Source organism: Lactococcus termiticola (assembly GCF_003116835.1).
GTDB lineage: Bacteria > Bacillota > Bacilli > Lactobacillales > Streptococcaceae > Lactococcus > Lactococcus termiticola.
Map to the genome: position 1 here is coordinate 74,457 of NZ_BFFO01000006.1, position 26,371 is coordinate 100,827.

Genomic DNA, 26,371 nt, shown 5'->3' on the forward strand with positions numbered 1-26,371 from the left:
GAGGGTTTTGTAATGGCAGCGACTGAGCACGCAGAAAAATTAAAATTAGAGACCAAGGCCTATCTCTGCCAGTCTTTGCTGGAGTTGCTGGAAGAAAAAGAACTCGCTAAAATCAGTATCTCCCAGCTCTGCCAGCGGGCGGGTGTCAGTCGGATGGCTTTTTACCGGCAGTTTCAGAGCCTGGATGAGGTTTTGCTGAGTTATTTTGAAGATAAGATTTCGGCGACTTTTAGTCAACTTAAAAATGATGATAATCAACTGAGCAAGCTTCAAATACAAGAGCAGTTCTTCTTGAGTTTTGAGACAGAGCTCCTCCTGGCTCAGCAACGAGGCTTCATGCCCCTCTTAGAAGAAATTTTCAGTCGAGAAATCAAGGCTTTCTTTAAGGGCCAAGTCGACGACGAGCTCTGGCTGAGCTTTGTATCAGCTGGCACTTTTGCCGTCTGGCGAGATTGGATTTTGTCGGGGAAGGGGCGACCTATTGGAGAGGTGCATGATTCGATTGGGCGGATGGTGAAGTAAAAGAGCTGTTGCTTGTGGCGACGGCTTTTTTACTACTGTCTTTCTTCTAGCCCAAACTCCTTACGGACTTCTGCTAGAGCTGTTGTTCTTCCGGCTTGAATATCCTCGTGTCCCATCATTATTTCTCTTTTCAGCTCTTCCCAAGCTTCTCTCAACCCTTCTTCATTCATCTCTCATCCTCCTTTTTTGATTCCATTATAGCAGATAAAAAAACAGCTCTCCAAAAATGGAAAACTGTCATTATCAATTTTATTCTTCAAACCCCTCAGCCAAGACCTCAGGAAACTCGCTGCCGACAATCGCTGCACAGGATGCACAGAGATGTGCAAGGTGTGGATTGCTGTCTTGACCGACGGTCACATCCGTCCGACGGCAACGGTCGCAGACTTCGCCTGCGGCGCGTTCTACCAGAATGGCCATGTCGTCAAACTTGAGAGCGTCTTCTGGAGCGTTCTCGCTTGAAATCTCCAACTCTGAAACGATCAGAAGCTGTGCGACATTTTCATCCAGGCTCTTCAAGAGCGTTGCTACTACTTCGTTTGGATAGACGACCAGCTTGGCCTCGAGTGGCTTACCGATAAGCTTCGCGATACGGGCTTCTTCCAAGGCCTTCAAAGCCTTATCACGGAAGTCAAAGAAGCTTTCCCACTCGCCGAGAAGTTCCTCAGCATCTGGGTAGGCTACAGGCTCAGGCATTTCTGAAAGATAAGCGTATTGCTCACTTTCATTTTCCAGATAGGTCCAAGTTTCTTCAGCAGTATGTGGCAAGATTGGCACGAGCATTTTCGTCAAGTCAACCAGCATCTTATACATGACGGTCTGCATCCCACGACGTGCCTTGCTTTTGGCAGCATCGATATAGACGACATCTTTGGCAAAGTCGAGGTAGAAGGCTGACAAGTCTTGCGTCAAGAAATTCACAATGAGCTTATAAACGGTCATGAAGTCGTACTTATCGTAAGCTGTACGGACTGCTTTGACAAGTTCGTTGAATTTCACCGTCATGTATTTGTCAACGCCACGCATTTCAGCGTATGGTACAGCATCAGCATTCTTATCAAAGTCAGAAGTGTTCGCAAGCAAGAAACGCAAACTGTTACGGATCTTACGATAAACTTCTGAGATTTGTTTGAGGATATCCATAGATACGCGGACATCGCTCTCTGTATCGACAGAAGCCACCCAAAGACGGAGAATATCCGCACCAAATTGTTTCGTTACATCTTTTGGTACGATAACATTTCCGATTGACTTAGACATTTTGCGGCCTTCGCCGTCAAGGACGAAACCTTGTGAGAGGACAGCCTTATAGGGCGCGATGCCATTGACTGCGACAGAGGTTGTGATCGAGCTGTTAAACCAACCACGGTATTGGTCAGAGCCTTCAAGATAGAGGTCAGCAGGATAGCTGAGTTCTTCACGACCATTCAGCACGCCATTCCATGAAGAACCTGAGTCAAACCAGACGTCCATGATGTCTTTTTCTTTTGTGAAAATGCCATTTGGTGAGCTTGGATGTGTAAATCCTTCTGGCAACAAGTCTTTTGCTTCACGTTCGAACCAGACTTTAGAGCCATGTTCAGCAAAGAGATTGGCAATATGGTCAATGGTCTCTGGTGTGATAATCGCATCACCATTTTCCCCATAGAAGATAGGAAGCGGCAGACCCCAAGCGCGTTGACGTGAGATAACCCAGTCGCCACGGTCACGCACCATATTGTAAAGACGTGTTTTACCCCATGGAATCACCCAGTCTACTTTTTCCACTTCGTCCAAAATGTTTTGGCGGAAATCATCAATAGAGGCAAACCATTGTGGTGTCGCACGGAAGATGACTGGTTTCTTTGTACGCCAGTCGTGTGGGTAGCTGTGGGTGAAGAATTCAAGCTTGAGGAGGGCATTATTTTCTTCGAGGAGTTGAGTAGATTTTTTATTTCCTTCGTCGTAGAAAAGTCCTTCAAAACCTGGTGCTTCAGCAGTATAGTAGCCACGGTCGTCAATTGGTGAGAGGACCTCAAGCTTGTATTTACGGCTAGCAAAATAGTCATCTTCACCATGACCTGGGGCAACGTGGACAAGTCCAGTCCCTGAGTCAAGTGTGACATAGTCAGCATTCATCACGAGTGTATCACGGTCGTAGAATGGATGTTTTGCGACCATCATGTCAAGGTCAGAACCTTTAAGCGTTTGCAAAACTTTAGGATTTTCCCATTCCAGCTTACTAGACACAGCATCAAGCATTTCTGAAGCAATCAGAAACTTGCGGTCAGCCACTTCTACCAAGCTGTAGTCATAGTCTGGGTGAGCAAAGATGCCGAGATTTGATGGAATCGTCCATGGTGTTGTTGTCCAAATGATAAATTCAGTGTCTTCAGGCAAAAGTCCTTTTGTATCTTTTGCTTTGAAAGCCACATAAATAGAGGCTGAGCGGACATCTTGATATTCGATTTCAGCTTCAGCGAGAGAACTTTCTGATGATGGAGACCAATAGATTGGCTTTTGACCTTTATAAATATAGCCTTTTTCAGCCATCGCACCAAAGACACGGATTTGTGCTGCTTCGTATTCTGGCAAAAGCGTGACATAAGGTTTTTCCCAATCGCCAAGCACACCAAGACTCTTGAAGTCTGAGCGTTGCATATCCACTTGTGAGAGTGCATATTTACGACATTCTTCAAGATAATCCAGTAAATCCATTTCCTTGCGTTTCATACCAGCTTTAGCAAGTTGTTGCTCAATCGGCAAACCATGCGTATCCCAGCCAGGAACGTAAGGTGCGCGGAAACCTGCCATAGACTTGTAGCGAACGATAATATCTTTTGAAATCTTGTTAAGCGAGTGTCCCAAGTGAATGTTACCATTCGCATAAGGAGGACCATCGTGGAGCATAAATGACGGTTTCCCTTCGTTCAATTTTTGACGGAGCTGATAGAGCTTATCCCCATCCCACTTCTTCTGCCATTCTGGCTCTTTTGTTGGCAGGCCTGCCCGCATGGGAAAGGCTGTTTTTCCTAGATTTAATGTGTCTTTGATTTTCATATTTGATTCCTCTTATTGATACGACAACTAGCTAGCTGCCACAACAGCTAGCCTTTGCTTATTTTCGCTTTAGCGACTTACAAGCATTGCTATAATAAAAAACACGACTTCTTCGCAAAGGACGAAAAGCCGTGGTACCACCTTCATTTATCAAGCAGTTTCCCGCTTGAACTCGAAGCAGTTAAGGCCTGGCTTACCGTCTCGCTTACTCAATTTCAGCGGACCTTCCTCAGATGATAAGGCATAGTCGAGTGAGTGCAGGGCTCCCATCATCCCCTGCTCGCTGAGACTTTCAGCTATGCTTTGCGTTCTGAATCTTATTTATTAAATTCCATGGTGTTGCCAAAGTCGATGCTTTCTGACTTGGCTTCGCTGCTTGCTTCTTCTGCGGTTTCTGTGGCTTCGGCTTTAGATTCCTTAGCTTCTGAAGTCACTTCTGAGATAGCCTCAGAGGTGATTTCAGAAGTCTTTTCTTCTGGCTTAGCTTCTACAACTTCCTCAGCCTTAGCTTCTGCTTCAGGCTCTTCAGTCTGTGCAGCAGCAGTACTTGCGGCATTGTCCACGATTTCCTGGAGTTTTTCTTCAGGATTTAGAATCATGAGCTCAGATGGATTGAGGACTTCTGTCCATTCTTCTGAGTTGACATTGGCCAGTTGGGCTTCGATAAGCTGTTTCATCCGTTGATGGTAGAGACGCATCTTACGACGGAGGTCGTCAGCATCACGGATGAGACGGCTAGCATCGGCAGAAGCCTGCGTGAGGATCACGCCACCTTCTTTTTTGGCCCCCTCGATGATGTTTTGTCCCTTGACACCAGCATCATCGATAATCTTGCCAGATTCTGCCTCAGCCTGTGAACGGAGGTTATCGGCCGCATCTTGAGCTACGACGATAGAGTTATTGAGCGTGTCACGCATGTCGTCGTAGTACTTGATCTGCTCACGGAGGGTCTTTAGTTCGCGGTCTTGGTCTTTGATGGTCTGTGCAAACTCATCATAGTCACGTGTTACAAGGTCGAGAAATTCATCAATTTCAACCTTGTCGTAGCCTCGGAACTTCGTATCAAAGGTCTTGTTTTGAATGTCTAAACTGCTTAATGCCATAGCCTAACCTCACTTTATTTCTTATCGTTTTTTATTCTTAATAATATCGACTTCAACTTTTTGCTTGTCCTTCTTGGTCAAGCCGAGCATCGCTAAAATCTTAATCCGGCCGTAGCCTCGCAGGCTAATCAAATCGCCTGCCTTAAGCTGAAAATCCTTTTTCGAGAGCTCTCGGAAATTGACTTTCACCTTACTTGATTCTATCATATTTGCGGCAATATTGCGAGGAATGTTAAAAGATTCTGAGATAATTTTATCCAGGCGTAACTGGCTCAGTAACAGGACTTTCCTCGTTGCCTGCTCTTCAATTTCTAATTTTTCAGACCAGGCTACTTCCTTAAACTGAACCGTTGCCCGACCAATCTTCGTCACAGACTGGCTAATCGCCGTGACCATCTTCTTTGAAACAAAGACCTGGGCCCGCTTGTCAGCCAGAAGAACGTCGCCAATCTGCTCCCGCTTAATCCCCGTCTGACCGAGCAGGGTCCCCAAAATCTGGGCATGCTTGAGCTCATGAAATTTACTGGCATAACGAATTTCAAGCAGGGCCATATCAAAGTCGTCTTCGTCCAGCTCATAAAAGTCCGGAGCAAGCACTGCCTTGACCATCTCCGTCTCGCCCGTCATCATATCAGAACTCAAAAAAATCTGTAGCTCTCGCTTATTTCCTAAAGTCTGGAGAATCTCTTGTTCTCTAGGATTTAAGAAATAAGTGCTGACTACAGAATAATTTCCCTCGACCTGCTCAAACCAGTCTAGGACCCGGTCGACAAAAATCCGCTCTTCCGGCTGATAATGCTGGTAAATATGCCCGCTCATATCAGATTATTGTAAAGAGTGACCAGAAGCCAGCTGATGGCTTGAAGGGAAATAATGGCGAGGATCACGGTAAAATTCATGCCAAAAAAGGTCAGACGGAGTCGCTCAAAGATGCCAAGGTAGGGCTCTGCGAGCTTCGCAATGAGACGGCCAAAGCCAGAAGTCTGCCAGCTATAAGGCGTCCAACTCAATAAAGCATAAATCACCAGGACCCATGAGTAGATGCTGATGATTGTTAAGACTAAATTTAATAAATTGTATAGGATCATTATTTGTAAGGGTCATAGCCTTCTGTCAAGGCTTCAATCTGGCGTTCAACGTCAATCGCAACTGAGGCAGGCGTCACAACAAAGAGCTGGCCTGTCACATTTTGGATGTCCCCATCGATGGTAAAGACGACCCCTGTCAAGAAGTCAATCGAACGACGGGCTTGTGAATCCGTCATAAATTTGAAGTTGACAAGGACCGCTTCGCCGTTCTTGACGATACGGGCAGCTTCCATGATGTCATTGTAGGCACGGGGCTCTTTGATGGCAATCACTTGGCTGGTGTTGGTCTGACTAGCAGTTGGGTTCAAGGTTTGTTGTTGCACGCTTCTTTCCTGTCTAGGGCGGCTAAAGCCTGAAGCTGAACGCCGGCCCTGGGGCTTTTGACTTGGAGTCGTTGCCGGGGCAGCAGGACGGGCTTGAGCAGGAGCAGCCGTTGCAGTAGCAGTGCTTGCTGGTGCTGTGGCTGGTTTTTCTTCTGCTTTCGCTGTTGTCGTTGCTGCTTGTGGCGTTGAAGTTACGCTAGTCCTTTGGGGACGGACAGGTTCGTCTTCAAACTCTTCGTCGTCCTCTACAAAGTAATTACGTAATTTTTCAATTTGATCTCTTAAAGCCATGAAGCCCTCCAAAATATTAACTGTTTTGCCTTGCGGCGGGACGCCTTATTTGAAGAATTCAGTTCCAATTCTTACAAAGCTCGCCCCATTGCTGATGGCTGTCTCAAAGTCCCGACTCATCCCCATGCTGAGCTCAGTACAAGGAATGTTTGGGAGCTTGAGGGCCCTCATTTTTTCTTTTAATTGATAAGTTTTTCCGAAAATGTCAGCCAGCTCAGACTCCGTCGCATCAATCGGTGCCATTGTCATCAGACCGACGACCTTGACCCGGCTTAACGCGTTGATAGATGTCAGAGCTTCCTCTAGCTCCTCTGGGCTAAAGCCATGCTTGCTCGCCTCGCCAGAGACATTGACCTGGACAAAGCAGTTAATCTCGTGCTCTGCCCGCTTCTCAATCTCCTGGGCGAGCTTTAGGCTGTCCAGGGCATGGAAGTAGTCGACCTTGTTGATAACCTCTTTGACCTTCCGGCGTTGGAGGCTTCCAATCAGATGCCAGCTAATACCATCTAAATCAGAGAGGGCTTCCTGCTTTTCAAGAAAGAGCTCGGTCCGATTTTCTGCGATGTCATGGATGCCAGCTTCGACGAGCTGTCTAGCCGTCTCAGCATCCACATACTTGGTTACCCCAATAACATGAGGCTCAGATAAAGGGAAAGGCGACGAGGCCACAGCCTTGTCTACCCTTTCTCTGATGCTTTTGACATTTTCTTTTATCTGCATCTTATTTTTTACGGAAAAATGCTGGTGTGTCCAGGTCGTCATCTTCTCCTGCTGGCAGACCTGAGAAGCTTGTCACGTTTGAGTTATCACGTGTGCTTGATGGGGTCTGACGGCCTGAGTTTTCACGACGGATGTCCCAGTCGCCGAAGGCTGAAGTCTGTTGTTGAGCTTGAGCCTGGCCTTGAGCAGGACGCTTCTGTGAAGCGGCTGGACGTTGCATTGGCTGTTGGGTCACATTGCTTCCAGAAATAAAAGTTTGTTGACGACGTGGTTGTTCGTTCAATACTTCTTCGATTTCTTCTTTAGAAACGCCTGTCGCAACAACAGTCACACGGATTTCATCTGTCAGGCTGTCGTCGATAGATGTACCAAGCATGATGTTAACATCTTGACCAACAGTGTTGATGATGAGTTCTGATGCATCTTGTGCTTCAGACAAGCTCATGTCCATACCACCTGTGACGTTCAAGAGGACATTTTCAGCACCTTCGATCGTTGTTTCAAGGAGTGGGCTAAAGATGGCTTTACGGGTTGCTTCGATGACCCGGTCTTCACCAGTGGCAGCGCCCACACCCATGAGGGCATCACCCTTGTTAGCCATAACAGTCTTCACATCAGCGAAGTCAAGGTTAATCATACCTGGATTTGTAATCAAATCAGTAATACCCTGAACACCTTGACGAAGAACATTGTCAGCTTCCATAAGAGCTTCTGTCAATGGTGTCTTCTTATCAACGATTTCAAGCAAGTTGTTGTTTGAGATGATAAGAAGTGTATCTACGTTTTGACGAAGTTCTTCGATTCCTTCAGTTGCGAAGTAAGAACGTTTTGAACCTTCAAAACCAAATGGACGAGTAACGACCGCAACTGTCAAAGCACCAATTTCTTTAGCGATTTGAGCAATGACTGGGGCAGCACCTGTACCAGTACCACCACCCATGCCGGCAGTGATAAAGACCATGTCAGCATTGTCGAGGGCTTGAGTGACTGTTTCTGCTGATTCTTCAGCAGCACGACGGCCAACCTCAGGTTGGGCACCGGCACCAAGACCACGAGTCAATTTAGGGCCAAGCTGGATGACAGTGTCAGCCTTAGATGACTTGAGGGCTTGAACGTCTGTGTTGGCTGCGATAAATTCTACGCCAGACACGCCTTCTTCGATCATGCGGTTGACGGCGTTTCCACCACCACCACCGACACCAATAACCTTGATGACCGCACCTGATGTTAATTCTGTATCAAATGAAAATTCCATGTTTTTTAGTCTCCGTTTATATTTTGAGCGTCTTAGTCAAAGAGGTTGCCGAACATGCCACGGACGCGGCCGACAAGTCCTTCAGACTCTTCTTCCTCTTGCTTTGGAGCGACTGCCGCTGGAGCTTGATAAGCTGGGGCAGGCGTTTCAGTGACTTCAGTTTCTACTGGAGTGGCTGAAACTGCAGGCTCGACATAGCTGTTGCCTTCTTCGACATAGGTATAGTTACCTGAGATAGCGTAAGATACCAGGTCATCGATTTCACTTCTCATGCCGATATGATTCACGATAGAAATCACTTCTGCAAAGGCAGGATTTCTAAGACCCATTTCAGTTGGCACAAAGAGGCGGGCATTGATGCCAAGGATACGGGTTGCCACATCAACGACACCAGGCATAGCAGCTGTGCCACCCATGAGGACGGCTCCACCAGGGATCTCAGACAGGCGGTTCCGATCGATGTCTTGACGGACCCGGGTCAGGATTTGTGACAGACGGGCTTCGATGATTTGTGAGAGATAAAGCTCTGTAAATTCTTGAGGTTGAGCCTGTCCGACCACATCAACAGCGAAGGTCTCGCTTTCGCTTGCCCGCTCTGTGCTTGCTTCACCGTAGTTGACTTTAAGATCTTCTGCATTTTTAATAGAAGTCTCAAGGACAGCAGCGATGTCTTTTGTGATATAGTCGCCACCTTCTGGTGAGCTGTGTGTAAACTTGATTTGTTGGTCTTTGACAGCAGTCACTGTCGTCTGACCGGCACCAAGGTCGACCATGATGGTCCCAAACTCACGTTCTCCTTCAGAGAGGACGTATTGGGCCATGGCAAGCGGTGCAATCACGATGTTTTCAACAAAGAGGCCGGCGCGCTCTACGACCTTACGGACGTTGTGAATCAGGGTACGAGGACCAGTGTAGACCAGACCACGCATTTCCAAGCGGGTCCCGAACATACCACGTGGGTCAGAGATGCCTGTAAAGCCGTCAACTGTAAACTCAGTCGCTTCAAGTGTGATGATTTCACGTTCAGGCGTTGTCCCACGCACCAGTGCGTTTGACACCACTTGAAGGACGTCGTCATCAGTGATTTCTTGGCTGGCACCAAGAATCGCCGCCATGCCTTGGCAAGGTTCCATTTCCAGCTGAGTCGCTGGGATGGAAACATTGATTTTATCAATTTTAATTCCGGCCCGTTCTTCAGCAGTCTGGATGGCTTGTCCAAGAGCATGTGCTACTTTTTCAATATCAACGATGATGCCGTTTTTAAGTCCTTCAGATTTGGCGTTACCCACACCGATAATGTTCATTTCACCGGAGATATACTCGGCAACCAGCACCTTTATGGTGTTGGTTCCGATATCTACTCCCGTATAAAGTCCACTTTTGGCCATAAAAGTGACTCCTTTCCTACACAACGCGTTAAATTTTTTTAAGTCTTAATTTTTTGTATAATTAAATAGCGAGATTTTCACTCACTATCTATTCTAACATAAAATCCTGATAAAACAAGGCTCAAACTGTAAATAAGATGATTTTTTTCACAAGTTTTAGGCCCTTGGATTTCGTCCCATCGAAAAGATGGCAATCGTCCCTGCACCCGTATGAGTCACAATGGTTGGGCTAAGCGGTCTCACTTCGACTTCTTGGACCCCTGCTTCAAGGAAGCAGGCCTTGATTTCCTGGGCTGTCGCATCCTCTCCTGAGTAAGAAACGATGACCTTAGAATAAGCGGTATCCATCCCCTCCAAAGTGTCCTTAATCAAGCTGTTGAGGGCTTTTTTCTTGCCCCGGACACGTCCAGCCTGCTGGAGCGTCCCTGGCTTGTCAACATAGAGCAGAGGCTTGATGTTGGCCATGGTCCCCATGACAGCGACCGCCTTAGAAATCCGGCCACCCAGGGCCAAGTGGTTCAGGTCGTCAACCATAAACAAACTCTGTAAATGCGTTGACAGATGCTCAAGCTGGCTGACAACCTCTTCGACCGAATGGCCGGCTTCACGGAGCTTGACTACTTCTTCGACGATAAAGCCTTCGCCTGATGCGGCAGCCAGCGTGTCAAAGACAGTGATTTTCGCTTCTGGAAATTCTTCCAGTGCCATCTCACGGGCCATCACTGAAGACTGGTAGGTCCCAGAAAGGCCTGATGAGAAGGCCAGATAAAGCACTTCTTCGCCAGCTTGTGCTGAGGCCTTAAAGACCTCGAGAAACTGACCTGAATTGACCTGGGCGGTCTGGACCTTCTTGCCCTTTGCAATTTCGGCCAGGAGGGTGTCATTGGTCAGCCGGCCTTCGCCGACCGTCTCATAGCTGTCGTCGCCGACGGTCACGGTCATGCCAAGCACGATAATGTCATGCTCGGCGACATAGCTGTCTGGCAGGTCTGCTGTTGAATCTGTAATAATCTTGAAGCTCATATTTTATTATCCCTTATTTCTAAAAATTTCATACATTAACACTGCCGCAGCGACACTGGCATTGAGGCTTTGAACATGGCCAACCATAGGGATGCTGACCATCTCATCAACCTGCTTCTTTAGGCCCTGGCTAATTCCCTTGCCTTCATTGCCAATAATCAAGGCAATCTTGCCACCCGTATTCCATTTGTTATAGCTGGTGCCGGCCATGTCGGTCCCAAAGACCCAGAAACCTGCTGACTTCAAGGCTTCCAGGGTCTGGCTCAGATTGGTCACTCGGGCTACCGGCAGGTGTTCAAAGGCACCTGTTGAGGCCTTAACAGCCGTCGGTGTCACGCCCACGGCCCGGTGCTTAGGGATGATGATGCCATCCACGCCCGTTGCATCTGCAGTCCTCGCAATCGCACCCAGATTATGGGGGTCAGTCAGTTCATCCAGGATGATAAGCGTAGCGTTTTCCTTATCTTTGAGCTGGTCTATGAGCTGGTCTATTTCCACATATGGAAATGGAGCCACACGGGCCAAGAAACCCTGGTGGACGCCATCTTCTGAAAGCTTGGCCAGCTCGGCCTTGCTGGTCCAGGAGATGTTGACCTTCTTTTCAGAGGCCAGAGCCTTGATTTGCTCCAGGTTTTTCCCCTTGATTTTATCATCAATATAAAGTTTGTTGACGGTCCCCGCCTTCAAACTCTCTGTCACAGCGTGCAATCCGTACACAATATCGCTATTTTCCATAGGCCTATTTTATCATATTGAAGAAAAAAAAGCCTTGCCGAGTGGCAGGCTTTTAGTGGTCATGCTTAGGCTCTGGTATCGCACGGACAGTCAGGTAATAGATGGGGATAATCAAGAAGATGAAGCCGAGCTTGTCGTCTGAGAGTCCTGTAAAGGCAGAGAGGGCAAGGTAGAGAAAGAGGACGATGAGATAAATTGGGAAACGATAGAGTGATTTTTTCATTTTGAGACCCTCCTTAATAATTGTTTAATTGAACGTCGTCTTAATTTCTTACCAGCACATTGCGATATAAGCTTGCTGCAGCAAGGCCGATGAGGACGATGTAGCAGCCGATGATTAAGGGCCACTGATTAGCCACAAGTGCGGTCTGCCCTAGGCTCGCTGTCAAATCCGACAGATTCTGCGTCAGGAAAAAGTGCTGAGCAATCTTTTGAAGTCCCCCTGTCAAAAGGCTATAGGGCACCATCATTCCCGAAAGAAAGTAGCTGACAAACATCACAGGCATGGCAATGGCCGAAGCAACAGCTGAATTTTTAGCCGAAAAGCCGATGATTAAAGAAACTAAAAACCAGGGGAGCGTATAGGCAAAGAGTTTGAGGTAAAAAGGCAACAAGCGCTCAAGACCTGGAAGCTGATAATGATAATTCAAATGAGCAACCAGAAGCACAGCCAGTGTGGAAACAAAGATGATGATGAGAAAGGCGATGATTTGGGCAAGGAGATAGAGCAACTTATTTCCTGAGCGCCGCTCAATCAAAAAGTAGAAATTATCCTGTTTATATCTGGCCAAATCTGAAGAAAAACTGGTCACACTTGCTGATAAGACCCCATAAAACATGATGATGGCCATGTTATCCTGCACATAGTGGGGATCTGCATGACCAAAACTCGAAGCAAAAGCAATCATAAGAAAGATAGGGAAAATAAAGATAAAGAAGACCGAAACAGGAATCCTAAACCTTAATTTGAGTTCTGTCATCAAATAAGTCATAAATTTTTTCATCTCTAAGCTCCTTCAATAATCTGTCCGAGATTCCTAGTAAAATCTCGCTCATAGCTCAAAATATGTTCAAAATCATGCGCTAATACTTGAGACATCAGCGCTTTGGGAAGCTTGTAAGTATGTTGCTCTGATTGAATCAGATAGGCTTGATAAGCTGTCATCTCCTGGTCAAAGCGAATCAGACTATCTTCATTTGAGATCAGTGCTTCTTTTGTAAAATCTTCAATAATCTTCCCAGACTTGATGACTACAAAGCGATTGCAGAGACGAAGGGCTTCTTCGATATAATGGGTCACTAGAAATAGACTGGCTTGTTTCTCCTCAAAGACACTTGCTAAAAAATCCAAGAGGTCATCTCGACTATTGTAGTCAAGACCTGTCGTGATCTCATCTAAAAAGAAGTAACTGGGCTGATTTTGCAGGCTTGAAATTAAAAGCAGCTTTTGTTTTTCTCCGCCAGAAAGTTGAGCGTATTTCTTTCTGAGATTTTTGGTCAAATCAAACTGATCTGCTAAATCCAATCCCCTCTGATAAGCAGCCTTATCTCTTGAAAAGAGCGCCAGTACTTCTTGCAAACGGAGTTCAGAAGGAAGGCTTTCATGCTGCATGATATAGGCTGTGTTTTGATGGTTGATCGCCATCTCTTCAAAATCAATGCTGCCTCCTGTGGCTTTTATACCGCCATTAATGATGTTTAATAGCGTTGTCTTTCCTGAGCCGTTGCCCCCTAAAATAGCAATCCGCTCGCCTGATTTAACAGAGAGATTGATGTCTTTTAAGACTTTGACAGTTCCAAAAGATTTTTCTAAATGCTCAATTTTCATTTTCTTAACCTCACAATCTTTTCATTAAGCCTTCTTGCTTCAGTTCGATTTCTCCAATAAATGTAGAGGTAGACCAATGCAAAGATCAGCAGCCACTCGACGCTGAAGGTTAAAAGATTGACCTGCCAATACTGATGATTTAAGAGCAGCATAGCAAAGGCGAGGAGATAGCTTAATAGGGCATGACTGATAAACTTTATAAGATAGGGCGCCTTGAGGAAGCCATAGACCAGTACTGCAACAAGGCCTTGAGCAGCACCTTGAATAAGCGTCAGCGTCACCATCCATGTATTCCAGTAGATGGCTGCCATGATGACCATACAGAGCGAGGCAACAACGACACCAAGTCCTATTGATTTGAGTATACGCATTATTTTTCTTGCTCCTTTTCTATTCGTGCTTCAAGATTTGCCACAAAACTTCTCGTCACAGGAATCTTCAAACCTGAAACTCTTGCAACGAGACCTTGAACCAAGTCTACTTCCAGTGCGCTTAAGCCTTGAAAGTTGATCAGATAAGATCTTGAGACTTGAATGAAGTCCTCTCCCAGCTTTTCCTTCATCTTGTAGAGCGGCATTCTCACTTGGATACTGTCTGATGTCGTATGAAGCTCCACATAGTTTTTTAGAGCTTCCACGTAGATGATGTCGGGCTTATTAAGACGTTTTATGCCTTTAGTCGTCTCTATCTCCACCTTATCAGAAAGTCTTTGAGCAATCTGTTGATAGTCTTCTTCTCGGCAGGCTCGAATCAGAACTTCTGGTTCCTTAAGGCCGGGAATGATTTCTTTGAATAACTTCATGTTTTTATTTTACACCATTATTGGGGGCGGGCAATAGACTTTGGGACGAAGTTTCTATTTTTAGGGATAAAGAAATGCCAGGAGTGGCATTTCTTTAATATCCTTAGTATTGTAAGCACATTGTAAGCCAAACAACAGCACTTTAAGCAAGGAGGAAAAACTCCGTTTTCCTCATTCCAATAGGTGCACTCAGCTTAAAATGGTCTCCCAGACCATTTTATGTGAGGAGGAAAAGCTTTGCTTTTCCCTATTTAGTACAGGCACTTGCAGTACAAGGTCCAGTGGACCTTGTACTTATGCAAGGAGGAAAAGCTCCGCTTTTCCTTATTCTATAGATGCACTTGCAAGAAAGGGTCCCCCGGACCCTTTCTTTATGCAAGTGCACCCATAGGATCCCAAGGCAGGAGAACTTGTGGTTCTGCCTCATAGGCCTTGAGCTCTTCTGCTGTCAGGAGGTCCTTGCGGACGACGATTTGGTAGGTGTACTCGTCCATCCATTCATCAGAGGCGACAAAGTAGCCGTCAAATGAGCCGGCGTCCTTGCCCCAGGAGTTTTCGACCTTCCATTGCTTAGGATTACCAGCCTCATCAAGGTCAACACCGGCCAGAACCATGGCATGAGTCATCAGGCTTTCTCCGTAGTCCAGACGTGCTGCCTTACTTTGAGTAAAGTTGAGTCCGACTGCCGAAAAGTCATAGCTGTCAAGAGTCAAGAGACCGTCTTTTCTATTAGAAAGCTGGGCAACGTCACAGCCAAACCAGACTGTTTCTCCTGCCTGCATCTGGGCGATGGCCAGCTTCTTGAAGCGGTCCATGTCGACATTCAGATGCTTGACAGGCTTACCACCGACCACATTGCCGAGAAACTCAACGCTGTAGCTTTGATTATAAGGCTTGTCAACCGTTGGGGCATTGATGATAGAGACATAGTCGTCCAAGTTTGTGCCCACAAATTTATTATAGAAGTCTTTTGGCGTGCCAGAGAAGCGGGTAAAGTTCTCGCCGTCTTTGTCACGGAAGGCAAAGTCGAATTCTTGTGGTGGCAGGCCCAGGGTCGCAGCGAGGTAGTTAAATACCTCATGGAGCATGGCTTCCTTGATGCCTGCCACATCCTTGCCGGATTTCATGGCATTGATTAAAATTTCTGCATTTTGACGGAGCAATTTATCCAGGTACTGGTTGAGTTCACGGGAGTTGGAACTGGCCTCAGACTCAGGATAGATGGCCTTTGGCACGACACCGTACTTCTGGAAGATGGCCACAATCATATCCCACTGGCCACCGTCCTGTTGCGGGGTCTGAAGGAGGAATTTCAGGCGACGGTCATCCATCTCAGGATTCTGGATGATCTGCTCCATGAACCAGTTGGCCTTCTCATACTTGTCCCAAAAGAAGGGATAGGCCTGCGAAAACTCAAAATCCTTCAGATTGTAGTCGCCAATCAGAGGATGGCGGAAGGTGTTCATCGCCGCAAACATCCAGCAACGGCCAGACTGCTTCTGGTTGGTCACCTTGTCCTTGGTCAGGTCAATCGAAAATTCTGGCAGGTTCTTAGCGTGAGAAGCCCGGTTTTCCAGGGCATTGAGCAGGCCGTTCTTAGTCGCCGCATTTTCTACCGCCTGGAGGGTCTTGTCAGCCAGGAACTTGTCATAAAGTTTTTGGGTAAAATCTTCTGTTATTGTCATGTTAAACTCCTTTCTTTCTCACTTTAATATAGTCCAATTTTCGGGAAAAAACAAGCCTTGATTTTCTAAAAATGGAGGCGATGAGAATATAGAAAAAACCTCATTTTAGAGAGGTTTCAATCATTCATTCCATATTTTCCAACAACTTCATCAAGGTCTGAGCAGACTGCTTGCCTGCTTCAATGATAAATTCATCAAATTTCACATTAGCATCATGACTGGCTGTGTCTGAGATGGCCCGGATGATAACGAAAGGCTTCTTGAGGGCAGTCGCCGCCTGGGCAATACTGGCCCCCTCCATCTCAACAGCCATCACATCTGGAAAATGCTGCTTGATTTCTGCTGTCTTTTCAGAGCTAGCAATGAAACTATCTGAACTTGTAATCAGACCGACCTTAGGCTGGTCAATGACCTGCTTAAGCTCAGAAATAAAGTACTTGCTTGACTCATAGTAAAGGGGCTGTTGGGCCATCTGACCAAATGCATAGCCAAAGGCTGTCACATCCACATCGTGGTAGGCCAGCCGGTCAGCAATCACAACATCGCCGATCGCCAAGCCCTCATCAAGGGCACCGGCAGAGCCTGTGTTGATGATGGCATCTACGCTAAAGACATCCGTCAAGAGCACGACTGCCATGGCTGACATAACCTTCCCGATACCAGATTGGACCAGGACCACCTCATGACGGCCAAGCATCCCCGTATGGAAGATAAAGCCGTGGCGGGTCTGTTTTCCATAGTCTTCGAGGTTTTCAACCAAGACGCGGATTTCTTCGTCCATGGCACAAATTATTCCTATTTTCATATGTAATTTCCTATCATTTTTAATGAACATAGTCCTTATCAATACGACATGGACGAGAGGTGGAAAGCTCCGCTTTCCTTATCCCCAACCTCAACGCTCCCATTGGTCGCCTTGAGCCATGGCACAAATTATTCCTATTTTCATGTGTAATTTCCTATCGTTTTTAATGAACATAGTCCTTATCAGTACGACATGGACGAGAGGTGGAAAGCTCCGCTTTCCTTATCTCCAACCTCAACGCTCCCATTGGTCGCCTTGAGCCATGGCACAGATTATTACTATTTTCATGTGTAATTTCCTATCGTTTTTAACTATTAAATTGTACGTCTCTCTTACAAATTAGTAAAATAATAAAGCACAAAGAGCACCAACAGCAGCAGCGCGACCAGCAAGATAATCCAAAGCCACTTATTCAGCTTCTTTGAGCGTTCTTTGACTTTGACATTCTCGATGCGACGGCTCTTATAAACCGCCTGCTTGGCGAGTTCTTCTTCTTTTTGATCGTATTTTTGTGCGAGCTCTTCGTCTTCTTCGAGCTCACGGCGAAGTCTGAGTTCAGCTTCTAGCTTTTCACGCTGGGCCTGCTCGATGATGTCATCGGTCAATAAAGGTCTAGGCATGCTCAAGCTCCTTTCAGTCTTTGGATTTCCCAGTATTGGAGGGCAATGATGGTCTTGGCATCAGCAATTTCGCCCCGCTCAAGCATGGATTTAGCCTCGTCTAGGCTGACTTGAATGACTTCTAAAAATTCATCGTCATCTTTAGGCCGAGGTTTTTCTACCTTGCTTAATTTATCAGAATAATAAAGATAGGTCTTTTCTGATGAAAAGCCAGCAGTCCCGTAAAAGACCGGGAGCTCAACCAGCTCATCTGTACTATAACCCGTCTCCTCTTCTAGCTCTCTGAGGCCAGCAGTCGCCGGATCAGCATTTTCACCGGGCTCTAGCTTGCCTGCTGGAATCTCGTAAATAAAGCGTTCTAAGGCCTTTCGGTACTGGCCAACGAGAAGTATCTTATCATCGATAATGGGAACGATGCCCACACCGCCATTGTGGAAGACCAGCTCACGAAAACCAGTCTTACCGTCTGGCTGGGCAATCTCATCTCTGACGACTTGAAAAATCTTGCCTTCAAAGATGTTCTCCCGCTTGAGGGTCTTTTCTTCAAACTTTTTAGAATCGTACATCTTATTGTCCACGATAGTGAGGGAGTTTCTTGGCCTGGCCGAGTTTGTTGGCCTGGCGGGCACGGCCGAGTGCGATGGACTCGTCTGGCACGTCTTCTGTGATGGTCGATCCTGCTGCAGTCAGGGCGTTTTTACCAATCCGGACAGGAGCAATCAAGGTTGAATTTGAGCCGATGAAGGCATAGTCATCGATTTCAGTGTTAAATTTATGTTGGCCATCAAAGTTGGTCGTGATAGTACCAGCACCAAAGTTGACCTTTTCGCCAACCGTCGCATTGCCGATATAAGTCAAGTGGCCAGCCTTTGTGCCGCGGCCGAGGGTAGAACCCTTGACTTCGACGAAGTTGCCGATGTGGACTTCTTCGCCCAGGACAGTGCCAGGACGGAGGTGGGCGTAAGGGCCACAGTTACTGCCGATGTCCATCTTAGAGCTTTCAACCGTCGAATTACGAATCTCAGCTCCTGAATGGATTTCTGAGTCATAGATGGCTGAACCTGCCGTGATATGGACGTTCTTGTAGATGGTCGTCTTGCCCTTGATTGTCACATTGGCCTCAATCAGCGAACCTTCGCCAATCGAAATATCTGAGTCGATATAGGTATGCTCAGGGTCAACCAGGGTCACGCCGTTAATCATGTGTTGCTTGTTGATCCGGGCACGCATGACTTTTTCAGCCTGGGCCAGGGCCACACGGTCATTGACACCGAGGCTTTCTTCAAAGTCATCCAGCGTATAAGCTGAGACAATTTTAGCGTCTTTCTTAAAGATTTCGATAACATCAGTCAAGTAGTATTCGCCTTGGGCATTATCAGTCGTCAGATTGCTCAAAGCCTCAAAGAGGGCCTTGTTATCAAAAACGTAAGTCCCGGTATTAATTTCCTTAACCGCCGCTTCTTCAGCTGAGGCATCTTTTTGCTCGACAATCTTTTCCACAGAGCCGTCTGCCCCACGGATGATCCGCCCGTAGCCTGTTGGATTTTCAGCATTGGCAGTCAAGATGGTCGCTGTCGCCTTTTGCTCAAAGTGGTAGTCAAAAAGCTTGTTGAGCGTATCACCTGTGATCAGTGGTGTGTCGCCTGCGATGACAAGGGTCGCCCCTTCTTGGTCAGCCAGAAGGTCGGCTGCAATTTTAGTCGCATGACCTGTCCCCAGCTGTTCTTCTTGCTTGACATAGTTGGTTCCTTGGGGGAGGCTGGCAATGACCATATCGGCCTCATGACCGACGATGACCACCCGCTTTTCAGTCGCAAGCTCAGCGACATTGTCCAAAACATGGGCCAGCATGGTCTTTCCTGTCACTTCATGCAGGACTTTGGGGAGCTTGGACTTCATCCGTGTGCCCTTGCCTGCAGCCAGAACGATTACATATTTGTTCATAAAAGAACCTCCGTTTAAGTTTAACTATAAGCAATTATAACATATTTATGAGAAAAGCAGGCCTATCTTCCCTAAACTAGGGGATTTATGGTAAAATGAGAAAAAATAAGCAAGGAGCAAAGACGATGAAAAGCATTGGTTTTATTGGACTTGGAAAGATGAGCACGGTCATTATTGCAGGGCTGGACAAGGAAGCATATCAGATTTTCGCCTCTGGCCGGGATTTTGAGAAGACAAAAAAAGAGGCTGGCGAGCTTGGGATTACTGCTCTGGCTGGACCTCAAGAAGTCCTGGAGAAGTCTGACATTATCATTCTGGCCGTCAAACCTCAGGTCCTGCCTGCTGTTTTGAGCAGTATGTCTCCTCAGCTCAGTGCAGATAAGATTATCGTCTCAATCGCTGCAGGCCTGACTCTTGACGAGCTCGCCGGACTTGCCGACCAGGCAGGCCAGCCCATTGTCCGCATCATGCCCAATATCAATGCCAGCATCCAGGCTTCTACGACAGCGATGGTTGCCAATGAATATGTCAGCGATGAGGACTATCAAGCAGTCAAGAGGATTTTTGAGCAGGTCGGCAGTGTCCACGACATCGCAGAAAAAGACTTTGCCAATTTCACAGCCATCGCAGGCTCTAGCCCTGCCTTTATCTACATCTTTATCGACGCTCTCAGCCGGGCCGCCGTCCTCAATGGGCTACCAAAGTCCCAGGCCACACAAATCGTCGCAGAAACCGTCTCCGCCTCAGCCCAAATGCTCATGGCCAGCCAAGAAAACCCTTGGGCCCTGGTCGACAAGGTCTCAAGCCCTGGGGGCACGACTGTTGCAGGTGTTGTCTCGCTTGAGGATACGGGTTTTGTATCGAGTGTGATTGCCGCTGTTAATGCGACGATTGAAAAGGATAAGGCTTTGGGGAAATGAGAAAGAATCTGCTTCGGCTTTGGCCGGGCTTTTTTTATGCCTCCCAGAAGGTTCGTTCCGTTCCGGAAATTCTTCAAAAACACTGTGAGGGCCGCAAGCGAAGCCTTCGGCTTCCATTGCTAAAAGGTGAGCCCTATCGGTCTCGCCTTTTGCCTTCTTTCACAGTGGTTTATCAGAATTTCCTACACTGCACTATTGCTATTTTGCCAAGCTTTGTCAACATCCAAAACTATACCTAAGAGCATTAGAGCATTCCAAGTCGCTCAAGGACACTTTCACGCCCTACAATCTTGCCACTGCCTTCTGTAAGAGCCTTGACCCCATCTTCATAATCCTGGATGTCTTCCATCTTGCTTAGAATCACCTGTCACATGAAGCCGGTCGTTGATACCCCTTCCAGGTCAGCAAGCTTCATAATTTGCTCATAAGTTTCTGCGTCAAAGCGAATTGTTGTAGTCCTCATTACAGTCCCCTCTCTGATTTACCATTATTCTAAAATAGACTGCATTCACATTTAAGGAAAAGTTTCATGCTAGAAGTGGAGTGGAGGAAATTCTGCAAAAACACTGTGAAAGAAGGCAAAACCCGAGACCACTAGGGCTCGGGTTTTAGCAATGCAACCGAAGGTTGGCTTGCGGGCCTCACAGTGCTTTTGCAGAATTTCTGTAACGCAACGAACCCCAACAACAGCCTGAGACTTCATTCCACCAAAAAACAAAAAAACAGCCACAGAGGGCTGAATCTATGCTTAACGACGAAGTCCAAGTGAAGCGATGAGTTCACGGTAACGTTGAACGTCTTTAGAGCGAAGGTAGCTCAAGAGGTTACGACGGCGACCGATTTTTTTCATCAAACCACGGTAAGTAGCGTGGTCTTTTTTGTGTGACTTGATGTGGTCATTAAGGTGGTTAATTTCCCATGTCAATACAGCGATTTGTACTTCTGGTGAACCAGTGTCACCTTCAGTGCGTGCGTATTGCTTGATGAGTTCTTGTTTTTTCTCTTTTGAGATAGCCATGATTTTTTCTCCTTTTTACTTTAATGCCAGATCCGAGTAAGAGGCTGGCAAAGCCTAAAACCAAGAAATGGTTGTAAAAAACTACTCCCCTAGTTTACAACATTTCTCAGCTTTTATCAACTTTTTGTCACAAAAAAATCTGCGAAATGCAGATTTTTAAGCTTACTTAGATGATGAGCTTTGTGCAGTGGTCGACTGACTATTTTGCTGGTCAGCCTGGGCACTGTGGCCACCGTTGCCGGTCGCAGGCGAGCTCTGAGGGCTACTTTCAGCAGTCGTGCTCTCAGAGGTCTGTTGTGGGGCCTGATAAGTCCCCAGATAGTAGATGATAAACTGGTTGGTCGGATCGACCTCAGCTCCATTTTGCAATATGCTTGAGCTGTCAGCAGTGGTAATCCGGTAGACAATATTGTTGGCACTTGCACCTTGAGTATTCGTTGTTTCTTGTGTGACAATATTAGAATTTGGAATACCTGCCTTGACTAGAAGCTGTTTGAGGGTGTCAAGCTGCATGGTACCAAGACCGCCGTCGCTAAGGTAGTTCGGGATATTAACCATCTTACCTTGTGAGACGGTCAGCGTGATTTGCCCATCGCCTGATGGGTCAAAGAAGCTACCTGAACCTGGGTCCTGCTTGGTGACTTCTCCGGCGTCCTTGTTACTTTGGACGAGAACCTTGTTAATCTGGCTGGTCAAGATGCCCTTGTTGAGCAGGTCGTTAACGACATCCTGGTATTGGCGACCGACATAGTTGTCCAGCTTGATGTTATTGCCGGCTGACTTGTAGATGGTCACTCTACTGCCCTTACGGGTCGAGCTACCAGCAGAAGGATTGGTCCTGACCACATTGCCTTCGGCAATCTGGCTGTTGGTCTCTTCAGTAACCGTGCCGACTTGGAGGCCGGCAGCCTTGATTTTAGACTCGGCTTCAGAAAGACTGAGGTTTTGGACATTGGGCACATTGACATTGTTAGGCGTCAGGCCAATCCAGGCCCCAGCCACACCCGCAATCAAGAGAAGGGTCGCGATGATTCCGATGATGAGGCCTTTTTTGCCTTTTTTCTTTGCTGTCTCGTCGGCCTTGTTCTCTTCAGGCTTTTCAGCCTTTGCTTCTTCTTGTTTCGGCTTAATCAACTGATTGGTATCACTGGTGTCAATCAGGTTTTTTGGCATTGGCTTGGTCGCATCCTTGTCCTGCTTGAAGACCAGCTTAGGCTCATTGGCCCGGTCAAGACTGGTCGAGGTCGCAAGGTCAGCCATCATGGCTGCTACATTTTCATAGCGGTCTTCAGGCTTCTTAGCGGTCGCCTTGATGACGACATTTTCTAAGGCTTGAGGGACATTTTTATTTTTAGCAATGATGCTTGGAATATTTTCCTGGAAATGCTTGAGGGCAATGGCCACAGCCGAGTCGCCATCAAAAGGAATCTCCCCGGTCAAGAGCTCATAGAGGATGACCCCGATGGCATAGATGTCGGACTGCATGGTGGCATTGGCCCCACGAGCCTGCTCTGGCGAGAGGTAGTGGACCGAGCCAAACATGGTGTTGGTCTGAGTCAGACTGGTGTCTGAGAGGGCCTTGGCAATGCCGAAGTCGGTAACCTTAGCCGTGCCATTCGCCGTCATCAGGATGTTTTGAGGCTTGAGGTCCCGGTGGATGATGCCGTGGCCGTGGGCCATCTGCATAGCTGAAAGGATCTCTGTGGCAATATTGATAGCCTCTTCATTTGAGAGGGGGGCATGCTCTTTGATATATTGCTTCAGCGTCGGGCCATCGACATACTCCATGACGATGTATTGCTGGTTATCGGATTCTCCGACGTCTGTGATTGAGACGATATTGGGGTGTGAGAGCTCAGCCATAGAAAAGGCTTCCCGCTGGAAGCGGGCGATGGCGATGCTATCGTTTTCAAAATTCGGGCGGAGGACCTTAATGGCGACCTTGCGGTTGTCAATAAAACTGTCCTCTCCTTGGTAGACGTTGGCCATTCCGCCACGTCCTACTTCTTTTTTGACCTGGTAACGGTCAGCGAAGAGTTGTCCCATTTGGATCATTCAGACACCTCACTTTCGCTAGACTGAAGAGTTTCACCGGCTTCAGCCGTCGCAGTTTCTAGTACTGCTTCCTGGCCCTTACCATGAATCTCAGCCTCTTGGCCGTCAAATTTGATCAGGCTGACAGTGATATTGTCAAAACCGCCGTGTTCATTAGCCTTGTCAACCAGGGCCTGGGTCGCTGTATCCAGCGTTTCTGGCTGGTCAACAATGGCCATGATTTCTTCATTGCTGACCATGTTGGTCAGGCCGTCAGAGTTCATGAGAATCATGTCATCAGCCTGGACATCCAGGTGGACCAGGTCCGGCTGGACCTCGCTGGTCTGACCAAGGCTACGGGTGATGATGTTCTTGTTGGGATGGCTTTCAGCCTCTTCTTCCGTGATCTGTCCGGCATCGACCAGTTCTTGGACCAGAGAGTGGTCATTGGTGATTTTCTTGAGCTCGCCTGCACGGACCAGGTAGGTCCGGCTATCGCCGACGTGGGCCGAGATGACCTTGTGGCTCTTTGCTACCAGGACTTCGAGGGTAGTCCCCATGCCCTGGTATTCATCGAGCTTGCCCAGGTTGGCAATGTTTTCGTTTTCGTTACGGATTTGATTGCGGAGCCAGAGCTCGATGGTCGCATCCGGCGTGCTATCGTCAAAAAAGCTCTCTGACCAGACCTTGCCCAGGTCCTCTACGGTCAGCTTGCTGGCGACATTTCCAGCCTTGTGTCCACCCATACCATCGGCAAGCAAAAAGATGCGCAGGCCGGCTTTATTGACAAAGCTTCCAGCGAAGTCCTGATTATTGCTCCGTTTAGAGCCGATGTCTGATAAGATACTGTATTCCACTTTTCTCCCTTTCAAGATTAAAGTTATTTGATTTTACGAAATTTCGCGATAAAGAAGCCATCCGTATGGTACATTTCAGGCGTGATGAAGATACAGCCGTCTGTGATAATGTCTTCTTTTTCATGAGAAATCTCAATCTGCTCAAAATTTGGATGTGTTTCTAAGAACTTTTTGACCACGTCAAAATTTTCTTCATCAAAGATTGTGCAGGTACTGTAGACCATTATACCACTTTTCTTGAGGCTTTTCGAGGCACTATGCAAAATTTGGAGTTGCAAGGCCTGAAGCTCCAGAAAGTCTGTCGCCTCCTTGCGGTAGCGGATGTCTGGCTTCCGACGAATCAGGCCGACACCAGAACAAGGGGCATCGACCAAAATCCGGTCAAACTGCTCTTCGCCAAATTGCTCAGCGACCTGGCTTGCATCTGCCTTGATCGTCTTGATTTTGTCGGCAACATGCTGACGTTCAGCATTTTCTTCAATGAGCTTGAGCTTGTGGTCATAGAGGTCGAGGGCTGTGATTGAGCCTGTCGTCAGGTAGCTAGCCATGTGAGTGGTCTTGCCACCCGGTGCTGCACAGGCGTCAAGGACAGTTTCAGTCCCGGTCAATTCCATTTGTGGAGCGACCAGCTGTGAGCTCTCGTCCTGGATGGTGATACGGCCTTCAACAAAATCCGGACTGCTGGCGAAATTGCCATGGAGGGCGATCCTGCCAACTGGAGAGAGCTCGGAGACTTCCATATCCTGAAGTTCTACAGCAGGGTCAATGAGCCGGACACTGGCCCGGCTAGGTTCGTCAAGGCTGGCTAAAATCTCACCCGTCCGCTTTCCTCCAAATTGCTTGACCATCTTGTCCATCAAGAGCTTTGGCATCGAGTACTTGGTCTCCCAGTCTTTAGGCTCTTCTTTGATGCGTTCAGACCGCATAAAATTCCGGAGGACCGCATTAATAAAGTTGCCGGCCTGCTGACCATCCCGTCGCTTAGCGATTTTGACCGCTTCGTCGACCGCAGCAGAGGTTGGGACCTTATCCATAAAGACAATCTGGTAGATTGTCAAAGCCAGGAGATTGGCCGCCCAAGGCTTGGCTGCTTTCTTGAGGAAGGGAGCCACATACCAGTCCAGAAGGGCCTTCTTGCTGACGACACCGTAGACCAGGGCCGTCGTCAGGCTCTTATCGAGACCTGAGAGCTCACTGCCTTCTAAGTGGCGGTCCAGTGAGATATTTGCGTATGCGTCGTTTCCAAAGATGTCGTTGAGGACGTCCAGGGCGACCTGTCTTGCATTATTTGCCAAAGGCATCACCTATTTCTATTTTCTGGCCAAGGCCATTGAGGAAGTTTGCCACTTCCATTTTTGCTCTGCCGGCTGGTTGGACGAGCTTGAGGCTCAGAGCCCCTTTCCCACAAGCAATAACAAGACTCTTCTTGGTCTTTTCGATGACCTGACCAGCCTGGCCAGCCCCTTCGGTTTCTTGCGCCTCATAAATCTTGAAACGGCCGTCATTCCAGGTTGTATGGGCGACAGGCCAGGGGTTCATCCCCCGGATTTGATTGAAAATCTCACGGGCAGATTTTGTCCAGTCAATCACTTCTTCTTCTGGGGCAATGTTGGGGCTGAAGGTCGCTTGGGATTCGTCTTGAGCTTCAGGCTTGATATCACCCGCCAGATAGGCTGGAAATTTGTCCAGGAGCAGGTCACGGCCGACGACCGCCAACTTTTCAAACATACTGCCGACATTGTCCGTCTCTAAAACTGGAATTGATCCCTGAGCAATCATGTCGCCTGCATCCATCTTGCGGACCATCTCCATCAGGGTCACGCCCATCTCTTTTTCATCATTCATGAGGGCATAATGAATCGGTGCCCCCCCACGATATTTAGGTAAAAGAGAAGCGTGGACATTGACCGCAAAGGCCACGTTGTCCAGAAGCTTACCAGGCAAAAATTGGCCAAAGGCCGCTGTAATGATGCCAGCTCCCTCATCTTGACCAAGGGCAATGAGTTTTTCTAATTCTTCTGAACCTGATAATTTTTCAGGCTGTAAGACAGGCAGGCCATGCTCGACAGCGACCGCCTTAACCGGCGTCCCCTTGAGCTCCCGCTTACGCCCCACCGGCCGGTCTGGCTGAGTGACCACCGTCAAGACCTCATACTGGCCACTTTCTAAAATACCCTTGAGGACCGTCGCTGAAAATTCAGGCGTCCCCATAAAAATGATTTTTGTTTTTGTCATATGGCTATTATAGCGGAAATCGGTTAAAACAACAAGGTTTCAGGGCTTTGGGAGAGAACTAGTGATGTAAGCCATTTCGTTTCGGAAATTCTGAAAATCACTGTGAAAAAGGCAAAAGGCGAGACCGCTAGGGCTC

Annotated in this window: 27 protein-coding genes and 1 pseudogene; 2 read left to right on the top strand and 26 right to left on the bottom strand. The window is 47.5% G+C overall.

Features of this window, described 5'->3' with window-relative positions:
• The first annotated feature begins 12 nt into the window (after nt 1-12).
• Nucleotides 13-522: a TetR/AcrR family transcriptional regulator gene (locus tag NtB2_RS05675; RefSeq protein WP_165814962.1), complete on the top strand. Its 510-nt coding sequence runs from the start codon at nt 13-15 to the stop codon at nt 520-522.
• Between the two features lie 32 nt (nt 523-554).
• Here NtB2_RS05675 and NtB2_RS08625 read toward each other — a convergent pair whose 3' ends face one another.
• From NtB2_RS08625 to glmU, 21 genes are all read right to left on the bottom strand, one after another.
• Nucleotides 555-692, bottom strand: coding sequence for a hypothetical protein (locus NtB2_RS08625; RefSeq protein ID WP_165814963.1), 138 nt, complete (start codon nt 690-692; stop codon nt 555-557).
• A gap of 79 nt (nt 693-771) precedes the next feature.
• Entirely contained in the window at nt 772-3,561 is a 2,790-nt protein-coding gene (ileS, locus tag NtB2_RS05680) for an isoleucine--tRNA ligase (protein ID WP_109245980.1), read from the bottom strand.
• Between the two features lie 317 nt (nt 3,562-3,878).
• Nucleotides 3,879-4,664, bottom strand: a complete 786-nt coding sequence (locus NtB2_RS05685; protein ID WP_109245981.1) for a DivIVA domain-containing protein — start codon at nt 4,662-4,664, stop codon at nt 3,879-3,881.
• 21 nt (nt 4,665-4,685) lie between these two features.
• Nucleotides 4,686-5,483, bottom strand: coding sequence for a YlmH family RNA-binding protein (locus tag NtB2_RS05690; protein WP_109245982.1), 798 nt, complete (start codon nt 5,481-5,483; stop codon nt 4,686-4,688).
• A complete protein-coding gene (locus tag NtB2_RS05695; RefSeq protein WP_109245983.1) occupies nt 5,480-5,752 on the bottom strand; it encodes a YggT family protein in 273 nt (90 codons plus the stop codon). Before NtB2_RS05695 ends, NtB2_RS05690 begins: the two co-directional genes overlap by 4 nt.
• Nucleotides 5,752-6,366: a cell division protein SepF gene (locus NtB2_RS05700; RefSeq protein ID WP_109245984.1), complete on the bottom strand. Its 615-nt coding sequence runs from the start codon at nt 6,364-6,366 to the stop codon at nt 5,752-5,754. Before NtB2_RS05700 ends, NtB2_RS05695 begins: the two co-directional genes overlap by 1 nt.
• A gap of 45 nt (nt 6,367-6,411) precedes the next feature.
• Nucleotides 6,412-7,086: a YggS family pyridoxal phosphate-dependent enzyme gene (locus NtB2_RS05705; RefSeq protein WP_109246018.1), complete on the bottom strand. Its 675-nt coding sequence runs from the start codon at nt 7,084-7,086 to the stop codon at nt 6,412-6,414.
• Nucleotide 7,087: 1 nt separating this feature from the next.
• Entirely contained in the window at nt 7,088-8,341 is a 1,254-nt protein-coding gene (gene ftsZ / locus NtB2_RS05710; protein ID WP_109245985.1) for a cell division protein FtsZ, read from the bottom strand.
• A gap of 32 nt (nt 8,342-8,373) precedes the next feature.
• On the bottom strand, nt 8,374-9,729 hold the full coding sequence (gene ftsA, locus NtB2_RS05715; RefSeq protein WP_109245986.1) for a cell division protein FtsA: 1,356 nt from the start codon (nt 9,727-9,729) through the stop codon (nt 8,374-8,376).
• A 156-nt stretch (nt 9,730-9,885) separates the two neighbouring features.
• Entirely contained in the window at nt 9,886-10,752 is an 867-nt protein-coding gene (locus tag NtB2_RS05720; protein ID WP_109245987.1) for a DegV family protein, read from the bottom strand.
• Nucleotides 10,753-10,758: 6 nt separating this feature from the next.
• Complete coding sequence (gene rlmB, locus NtB2_RS05725; RefSeq protein ID WP_109245988.1) at nt 10,759-11,487, bottom strand: 23S rRNA (guanosine(2251)-2'-O)-methyltransferase RlmB; 729 nt, start codon at nt 11,485-11,487, stop codon at nt 10,759-10,761.
• Between the two features lie 52 nt (nt 11,488-11,539).
• Entirely contained in the window at nt 11,540-11,710 is a 171-nt protein-coding gene (locus NtB2_RS08630; protein WP_165814964.1) for a hypothetical protein, read from the bottom strand.
• 40 nt (nt 11,711-11,750) lie between these two features.
• Complete coding sequence (locus NtB2_RS05730) at nt 11,751-12,491, bottom strand: ABC transporter permease (protein ID WP_109245989.1); 741 nt, start codon at nt 12,489-12,491, stop codon at nt 11,751-11,753.
• A 2-nt stretch (nt 12,492-12,493) separates the two neighbouring features.
• Complete coding sequence (locus NtB2_RS05735) at nt 12,494-13,315, bottom strand: ABC transporter ATP-binding protein (protein WP_109245990.1); 822 nt, start codon at nt 13,313-13,315, stop codon at nt 12,494-12,496.
• Nucleotides 13,312-13,686, bottom strand: a complete 375-nt coding sequence (locus NtB2_RS05740) for a DUF3021 family protein (protein ID WP_109245991.1) — start codon at nt 13,684-13,686, stop codon at nt 13,312-13,314. The genes NtB2_RS05735 and NtB2_RS05740 overlap by 4 nt, the downstream gene beginning before the upstream one ends.
• Nucleotides 13,686-14,117, bottom strand: coding sequence for a LytTR family DNA-binding domain-containing protein (locus NtB2_RS05745; protein WP_109245992.1), 432 nt, complete (start codon nt 14,115-14,117; stop codon nt 13,686-13,688). The genes NtB2_RS05740 and NtB2_RS05745 overlap by 1 nt, the downstream gene beginning before the upstream one ends.
• A 371-nt stretch (nt 14,118-14,488) precedes the next feature.
• The gene (gene pepC, locus NtB2_RS05750; protein WP_109245993.1) at nt 14,489-15,802 is read right to left on the bottom strand and encodes an aminopeptidase C; all 1,314 of its coding nucleotides are present in this window, start codon (nt 15,800-15,802) and stop codon (nt 14,489-14,491) included.
• Nucleotides 15,803-15,926: 124 nt separating this feature from the next.
• Complete coding sequence (locus NtB2_RS05755; protein WP_109245994.1) at nt 15,927-16,607, bottom strand: 5'-methylthioadenosine/adenosylhomocysteine nucleosidase; 681 nt, start codon at nt 16,605-16,607, stop codon at nt 15,927-15,929.
• 332 nt (nt 16,608-16,939) lie between these two features.
• Nucleotides 16,940-17,227 carry a cell wall synthase accessory phosphoprotein MacP gene (gene macP, locus NtB2_RS05760; RefSeq protein ID WP_109245995.1) on the bottom strand — a complete coding sequence of 96 codons (288 nt, stop codon included), beginning with the start codon at nt 17,225-17,227 and terminating at the stop codon, nt 16,940-16,942.
• Nucleotides 17,228-17,229: 2 nt separating this feature from the next.
• Nucleotides 17,230-17,793 carry an NUDIX hydrolase gene (locus NtB2_RS05765; RefSeq protein WP_109245996.1) on the bottom strand — a complete coding sequence of 188 codons (564 nt, stop codon included), beginning with the start codon at nt 17,791-17,793 and terminating at the stop codon, nt 17,230-17,232.
• A 1-nt stretch (nt 17,794) separates the two neighbouring features.
• Nucleotides 17,795-19,171 carry a bifunctional UDP-N-acetylglucosamine diphosphorylase/glucosamine-1-phosphate N-acetyltransferase GlmU gene (glmU, locus tag NtB2_RS05770; RefSeq protein WP_109245997.1) on the bottom strand — a complete coding sequence of 459 codons (1,377 nt, stop codon included), beginning with the start codon at nt 19,169-19,171 and terminating at the stop codon, nt 17,795-17,797.
• Nucleotides 19,172-19,296: 125 nt separating this feature from the next.
• Between glmU and proC the strand changes: the two genes are divergently transcribed.
• The gene (proC, locus tag NtB2_RS05775) at nt 19,297-20,091 is read left to right on the top strand and encodes a pyrroline-5-carboxylate reductase (protein ID WP_109246019.1); all 795 of its coding nucleotides are present in this window, start codon (nt 19,297-19,299) and stop codon (nt 20,089-20,091) included.
• Between the two features lie 748 nt (nt 20,092-20,839).
• Here the strand turns inward: proC and rpsO are convergent.
• The 5 genes and pseudogenes from rpsO to fmt form a co-directional block, all read right to left on the bottom strand.
• Entirely contained in the window at nt 20,840-21,109 is a 270-nt protein-coding gene (rpsO, locus tag NtB2_RS05780; protein ID WP_109245998.1) for a 30S ribosomal protein S15, read from the bottom strand.
• A gap of 162 nt (nt 21,110-21,271) precedes the next feature.
• Complete coding sequence (gene pknB, locus NtB2_RS05785) at nt 21,272-23,164, bottom strand: Stk1 family PASTA domain-containing Ser/Thr kinase (protein ID WP_109245999.1); 1,893 nt, start codon at nt 23,162-23,164, stop codon at nt 21,272-21,274.
• Between the two features lie 83 nt (nt 23,165-23,247).
• Nucleotides 23,248-24,000: pseudogene (locus tag NtB2_RS05790) on the bottom strand (Stp1/IreP family PP2C-type Ser/Thr phosphatase); the annotation flags it as partial.
• Between the two features lie 23 nt (nt 24,001-24,023).
• Nucleotides 24,024-25,295 carry a 16S rRNA (cytosine(967)-C(5))-methyltransferase RsmB gene (rsmB, locus tag NtB2_RS05795; protein WP_109246020.1) on the bottom strand — a complete coding sequence of 424 codons (1,272 nt, stop codon included), beginning with the start codon at nt 25,293-25,295 and terminating at the stop codon, nt 24,024-24,026.
• On the bottom strand, nt 25,285-26,235 hold the full coding sequence (fmt, locus tag NtB2_RS05800; protein ID WP_109246001.1) for a methionyl-tRNA formyltransferase: 951 nt from the start codon (nt 26,233-26,235) through the stop codon (nt 25,285-25,287). The genes rsmB and fmt overlap by 11 nt, the downstream gene beginning before the upstream one ends.
• Nucleotides 26,236-26,371: the final 136 nt, after the last annotated feature.